The 6,010-nt window shown below is 70.4% G+C and carries 6 protein-coding genes; all 6 read right to left on the bottom strand.

The window, feature by feature from the left end; genetic code table 11:
• Positions 1-63: 63 nt before the first annotated feature.
• A complete protein-coding gene (locus B7767_RS14465) occupies positions 64-921 on the bottom strand; it encodes a thioesterase family protein (protein WP_085572546.1) in 858 nt (285 codons plus the stop codon).
• Between the two features lie 59 nt (positions 922-980).
• Positions 981-1,637 carry a trimeric intracellular cation channel family protein gene (locus B7767_RS14460; protein ID WP_085572552.1) on the bottom strand — a complete coding sequence of 219 codons (657 nt, stop codon included), beginning with the start codon at positions 1,635-1,637 and terminating at the stop codon, positions 981-983.
• 121 nt (positions 1,638-1,758) lie between these two features.
• A complete protein-coding gene (locus tag B7767_RS14455; RefSeq protein WP_085572545.1) occupies positions 1,759-3,135 on the bottom strand; it encodes an oligopeptide/dipeptide ABC transporter ATP-binding protein in 1,377 nt (458 codons plus the stop codon).
• Positions 3,132-4,133 carry an ABC transporter ATP-binding protein gene (locus B7767_RS14450; protein ID WP_085572544.1) on the bottom strand — a complete coding sequence of 334 codons (1,002 nt, stop codon included), beginning with the start codon at positions 4,131-4,133 and terminating at the stop codon, positions 3,132-3,134. The genes B7767_RS14455 and B7767_RS14450 overlap by 4 nt, the downstream gene beginning before the upstream one ends.
• A 6-nt stretch (positions 4,134-4,139) precedes the next feature.
• Complete coding sequence (locus B7767_RS14445; RefSeq protein WP_085572543.1) at positions 4,140-5,099, bottom strand: ABC transporter permease; 960 nt, start codon at positions 5,097-5,099, stop codon at positions 4,140-4,142.
• Position 5,100: 1 nt separating this feature from the next.
• On the bottom strand, positions 5,101-6,010 hold a 910-nt coding region (locus tag B7767_RS14440; RefSeq protein WP_085572551.1), incomplete at its 5' end, for an ABC transporter permease.

Below are 6,010 nucleotides of genomic sequence, written 5' to 3'. Positions count from 1 at the left end.
GGGGTGGGGGGGGGCGGGTGAGGGGTTTCTCGCCCCCGCCGCCCCTGCCCTCCCCCAGAGGGGCTAAAGGCGGGCCCGGGCCAGCTGGCGGGACTGGGCCACCAGGCGGTCCTCGCTGTCCCAGACCTCTGCGTCCTCCTCCAGGAAGCCGCCGGCGAGGTTGCGGGTGGTGATCGAGACGCGCAGCGGGCCCGGGGCCGGGCGGCGGCGGACGTGGACGGTCAGCTCCACCGTGGGGACCCACCCGGACAGGCCCAGTTCGAAGGCGGTCGGCGGCAGGGCGTCCACCGCGAGGAGCAGCGAGAGCGGGTCGGGGTCCCGGCCGTCGGCGAGCCCGAACCAGGCCCGCATCTCCCCCTTGCCGGAGGGCTGTCCGAGCGCCCATCCCAGGGTCGAGGGGTCGAGCTTGAGCATCAGGCGCTCGGTGATGGCGGAGCTGCCGTCGACCGGGGTGGGGCCGTCCTCCGCGCCGAAGCACTGCTCCATCGGCGGTATCGCGGGCGGCCGGGCCGTCGTACGGACGTCGTCGGGCAGGGAGTCCAGGTCGCCGTAGGAGGCGAGGACGCGGATGCGCTCCACCTCGTCGCCCCGCTCGTCGAACTGGAACAGGGAGGCCTGGCCGGTCGACAGGGTCCGTCCGGTGCGCACGGTCTCGGTGCGGACGACCGCCGGGCCCGGCTGGGAGGCGGTCAGGTAGTGCGCGGAGATGGTGAACGGGTCGGCGTGCGGCAGGGCGTCCGCGAGCGCGCGGCCCAGGACCGCCAGCAGGTAGCCGCCGTTGACGGCGTTGATGATCGTCCAGCCGGCGGAGAGGTCGATGTCGTAGACGCCGGGCGCGCGGGGGGTGAGCGCGGTGTCGCGGTCGAACTCACTGGCGCCGATGGTGGCCCTGACGGGCTGGGCGGAGGCTGCTTCTGGCATGGCTGAACAGTACAAGAAGATAATACTAAGCGGTAGCTTTGTCGGTGTGCCCCGGTGGACTACTCCTCCTGGACCGTCGAACGGCGGTGCCACGCGCGGGGAGCCCGCCAGTGGTAGCGCATCGCGAGCAGCCGCAGCACGAAGGCCGTGACCACGGCGACGCCGCTGGTCCCCGCGTTCAGCACGTCGTAGCGGATGCACAGCGCGGTCAGGGCGGCGCCGACGACGGCCGGGACGGCGTACAGGTCGCGGTCCCAGCGCAGCAGTGACGGCACCTCGTTGGCGAGCACGTCGCGCAGCACACCGCCGCCGACCGCGGTGGCCAGGCCCAGACAGGCGGAGGCGGTCAGGCCGAGGCCGTGGTCGTACGCCTTGGTCGTGCCGACGACGCAGAACAGGCCGAGGCCGGCCGCGTCGAAGACGTTGACGCCGGTCTGGATGCGTTCCACGTGCGGGTGGAGGAAGAACACCAGGACCGTGGCGAGCAGCGGGGTGACGAAGTACCCCAGGTCCGTGAAGGCGGCGGGCGGTACGGCGCCGATGACCAGGTCGCGGAAGAGCCCGCCGCCGAGCGCGGTGACCTCGGCGAGTACGGCGATGCCGAAGACGTCGAAGTTCTTGCGGACGGCCAGCAGGGCGCCGGAGATCGCGAAGACGAAGATGCCGATCAGGTCGAGCGTATGCAGGACGGACGGACTGAACAGTTGCTGGAGCACCCTCATATTCTCACCCAACAAGAACCCCTCGCCTTGCAAACCAAGGCGAGGGGCGGTGTGAACTTGCTGTCCGCAACCTTTCAGCGGAGCCGTGCGAGGCCCCGGGAAGGACGGCGGTCCGTCAGCCGGTCTTGTCCTGCTTCTTCTCCTTGCCGGACGCGTCCGGTCCCGCGGCGCCGCTGTCCTTCGCGAGGGCGTCGCCGTCCTTCGCGACGGCGTCGGCCGTCCGGTCGCCCGGGGCCTCGGCCGCCGGCGACGCCTTCTCCTCGCTGGCCGACGACGCCTTCTCCTTGACCGCCGACGACGCCTTCTCCTCGGTGGCCGACGGCACCTTCTCCTTGACCGCCGACGGCACCTTCTCCTTGACCGCCGCGGCGTCCGGCTTGGTCGTCGAGTCGGCCGGCAGGAGTGCGGCGGGAACCTCCGCCTCCTCCTCGGTCCGCTCGACCACCACGCCTTCGCTCTCCTTGACGGCCTCGATGCCGGTGGGCCGGGTCAGCGCCAGCTTCCCCGACTCGATCTCCTCGGCGAAGTGGCAGGCCACCCGGTGGCCACCGCCGAGGTCCCGCAGCTCGGGCCGTTCGGTCGAGCACCGCTCGGCCTGGGCCCACGGGCAGCGGGTGTGGAAGCGGCAGCCGCTGGGCGGGTTGGCCGGGGAGGGCAGGTCGCCGGTGAGCAGGATGCGCTCGCGCCTGTCCTCCACCTCCGGGTCCGGCACCGGCACGGCCGACATCAGGGCCTTGGTGTACGGGTGCTTCGGCTCGGCGTACAGCGCGTCGCTCGGCGCCTCCTCGACCAGCGAGCCCAGGTACATCACGCCGATCGTGTCGGAGATGTGCCGGACCACCGCGAGGTCGTGGGCGATCACCACATAGGTCAGGCCGAGTTCCTCCTGGAGCTCGTCCAGCAGATTGATGACCTGGGCCTGGACCGACACGTCGAGCGCGGAGACCGGCTCGTCGCAGATGATCACGTCGGGTTCGAGGACGAGCGCGCGGGCGATGCCGATGCGCTGGCGCTGGCCGCCGGAGAACTCGTGCGGGTAGCGCGAGAGCGCGTTGGAGGGCAGGCCGACCTTGTCCAGGATCGACTTGATCTTCTCCCGGCGCTCCTCCTGGTCCTTGCCGATGCCGTGGGCGACCATGCCCTCGGACAGGATCGACTCGATGTTCTGCCGGGGGTTGAGCGAGCCCAGCGGGTCCTGGAAGACCATCTGGAGCCGGCGCCGGAAGCGGCGCATCTCCTCGCCGGGCAGCTTCGCCAGGTCGGTGCCGTCGAGGACGACGGAGCCCTCGGTGATGTCCACCAGCCGCAGCACGGACCGCCCGAGGGTGGTCTTGCCGCAGCCGGACTCGCCGACCAGACCGTAGGTCTCGCCGGCCTCGACCTTCAGGGACACCCCGTCCACGGCGTAGACGTGACCGACCGTGCGGTCGACGAAGATGCCCTTCTTGATGGGGAAGTGGACCTTGACGCCGTCCAGTTCGAGCAGGCTCATGCGGTGACCTCCTCGGCCTTCGCGTCGTCGAGTACGGGGTTGACGCACCGCACCTGGTGGCCGGCCGCACGCGGCTCGGTGAGCTGCGGGGTGCCGGTCAGGCAGCCCATCTCGTACCGGTCGCAGCGGGGCGCGAAGGCGCAGCCGTCGGCCCAGGCGATGCGGTCGTTGATGGAGCCCCGGATGGGCTTGAGGGGCTCGCCCCGGGGAGCGTCCAGCCGCGGGATGGAACCCAGCAGTCCGTGCGCGTAGGGGTGGGTCGGGTGGGCGAACAGCTCACGGCGCCCGGCGGACTCCACGGTCTTGCCCGCGTAGAGCACGTTGACCTGGTCGCAGAGGCCGGCGACCACACCGAGGTCGTGGGTGATCATCAGCAGGGCGGTGCCCTCCTGGTCCACCAGTTCCTTGAGCAGCTCCAGGATCTGCGCCTGGATCGTCACGTCGAGGGCCGTGGTGGGCTCGTCGGCGATGAGCATGCGGGGGGCGCAGGCCACCGCCATGGCGATCAGCGCGCGCTGGCGCATACCGCCGGAGAGCTGGTGCGGGTACTCCTTGAGCCGCCGGGTCGGGTCGGGGATGCCGACCCGGTCCAGCAGGTGGGCGGCCTCCTTGCGGGCGGCCTCGCCCTTCATCCCCCGGTGGCGCTCCAGGATCTCGGTGACCTGCACGCCGATCGGCACGACCGGGTTGAGCGAGGACAGCGGGTCCTGGAAGATCATCGCCATTTCGCTGCCGCGCAGGTCGCGGCGGGCGGACGGGCTCATCGTGAACAGGTCCGCGCCGTCGAACTCGGCACGGCCGCCGATGGTGACGCCCTTGCTCGGGAGCAGGCCCATCAGGGCCAGGGAGGTGACGGACTTTCCGCAGCCGGACTCACCGACCAGGCCCACGACCTGGCCCTGGTCGACCTCGAAGGAGACGCCGTCGACCGCCCGGGACTCCTTGCGGCCACGGCCGCCGAAGGTGATGGTCAGTTCGTCGACATTGAGCAGAGACATGGTGGTTCAGCCCCTCAGCTTCGGGTCGAGGGCTTCCCGCATGGCCTCGCCGAGGAGGGTGAAGCCGAGGGCGGTGATGATGATGCCGACGGCGGGGTAGACCGCCATCATCGGCGCGTTGTCGAAGAACCGCTGCGCCTGGGTGAGCATGACGCCCCACTCGGGGATGGCCGGGTCGGGGTTGCCGAGGCCCAGGTAGGACAGGGCGGCCGCCTCGATGATCGCGGTGGCCAGGGAGAGCGTGGCCTGCACGATCACCGGGCTGAGCGAGTTGGGCACGATCTGCGAGAGGACGATGCGCCGCTTGCGCACACCGAGGGACTGGGCGGCGAGCACGTACTCCGCGCTGCCCTGGGCGAGCATGGAGCCGCGCAGCAGCCGGGCGAACACCGGGATCTGGACGACACCGACGGCGATCATCACGGTGGTCAGTGATTGCCCCATGACCGCGGCGATGGACACCGCGAGCAGCAGCGAGGGCAGCGCCAGCATCATGTCGATGAAACGCATGATGACGGAGTCGATCCGCTTGCCGGTGTCGCCGCCGAGGGTGGCGAAGGCGCCGGCGAGGCCGCCGATCACGAAGCCGATGACCAGGCCGATCAGCGTGGCGACGACGCCGACGAGCAGCGTCTGGCGGGCTCCGACCAGCATGCGGGAGAACATGTCCCGGCCGAGGTGGTCGAGCCCGAACCAGTTCTCGCCGCGTGCGCCGACGAACTCGCCCCGGTTGGGGAAGACCTCGTTCCGCCAGGTCTGGGCGGTCGGGGAGTGCGGGGCGATGTAGGGCCCGACGATCGCGAGGACGACGAACAGGGCGATGACGACCGCGCCGATGATCGCCATCTTGCTGCGCTTGAGGCGGCGGAAGGCCTCCCGCCAGAGGCTGGCGCCGGTGCTGGTCTCCTTGGTGGCGGCCAGTTCCGCGAGGCGCTGGATCTTGTCGGTCTTGGTGGCGACACTCATGTCAGTGCACCCGCACTCTCGGGTCGATGAGGCTGTACGCGAGGTCCACCAGCAGGTTGATCAGGACGTATATCAGCGCGATGAACATGATGAAACCGACGAGCACGGGGTAGTCGCGGCCGTCGATGGCGGTCCGGATGAAGGAGCCGATGCCACCGAAGGAGAACACGGACTCGGTCAGGACCGCGCCGGACAGCAGGGAGCCCGTGAGCAGGCCGACCGCGGTCACCACGGGGAGCATCGCGTTGCGCAGCACGTGCCGGCCGCGGATGACGCTCCGCTTGAGGCCCTTGGCCTCGGCGGTGCGGACGTAGTCCTCGTCCTGCACCTCGAGAACGCTGGCGCGGGTCATGCGCACGATGACGGCGAGCGGGATGGAGGCCAGGGCGACGGAGGGCAGGATCAGGTGCATGATCGCGTCCCAGGAGGCGTCGAACTCCCCGGTGAGGATGCCGTCCAGGACGGCGAAGCCGGTCACGTCGGTGGCGTTGATGCCGGTGTCCTGGCGCCCGAAGGCGGGGAAGATGCCGAGGTTGACGGCGAAGATCTGCTTCAGGAGCAGAGCCAGGAAGAAGACCGGGATGCAGATGCCGACGAGCGAGCCGGAGACGGACGTGACGTCGAGCCAGCCGCCTCGGTTGCGGGCCGCGAAGTAACCGAGCGGGACGCCGACGGCCACGGCGATGAGGATCGCGAGGAGGGACAGCTCCACGGTCGCGGGGAAGCGCAGGACGAACTCGTCCCACACCGGCTGTCCGGTCTGGGTGGAGGTACCCAGGTCGAGTTCGACGATGCGCTTGAGGAAACGCCAGTACTGGACGTAGACGGGCTGGTCCAGCCCGAGCGCGCGGTTGATGCGCGTTACTTCGGCCTCGGTGGCCTTCTCCCCCAGGATCGCTGAGGCGGGTCCC

Origin of the sequence: Streptomyces sp. 13-12-16 (genome assembly GCF_002114215.1) — a bacterium.
In the GTDB taxonomy this organism is placed as follows: Bacteria; Actinomycetota; Actinomycetes; order Streptomycetales; family Streptomycetaceae; genus Streptomyces.
This window is presented reverse-complemented; position numbering and strand designations above follow the sequence as displayed.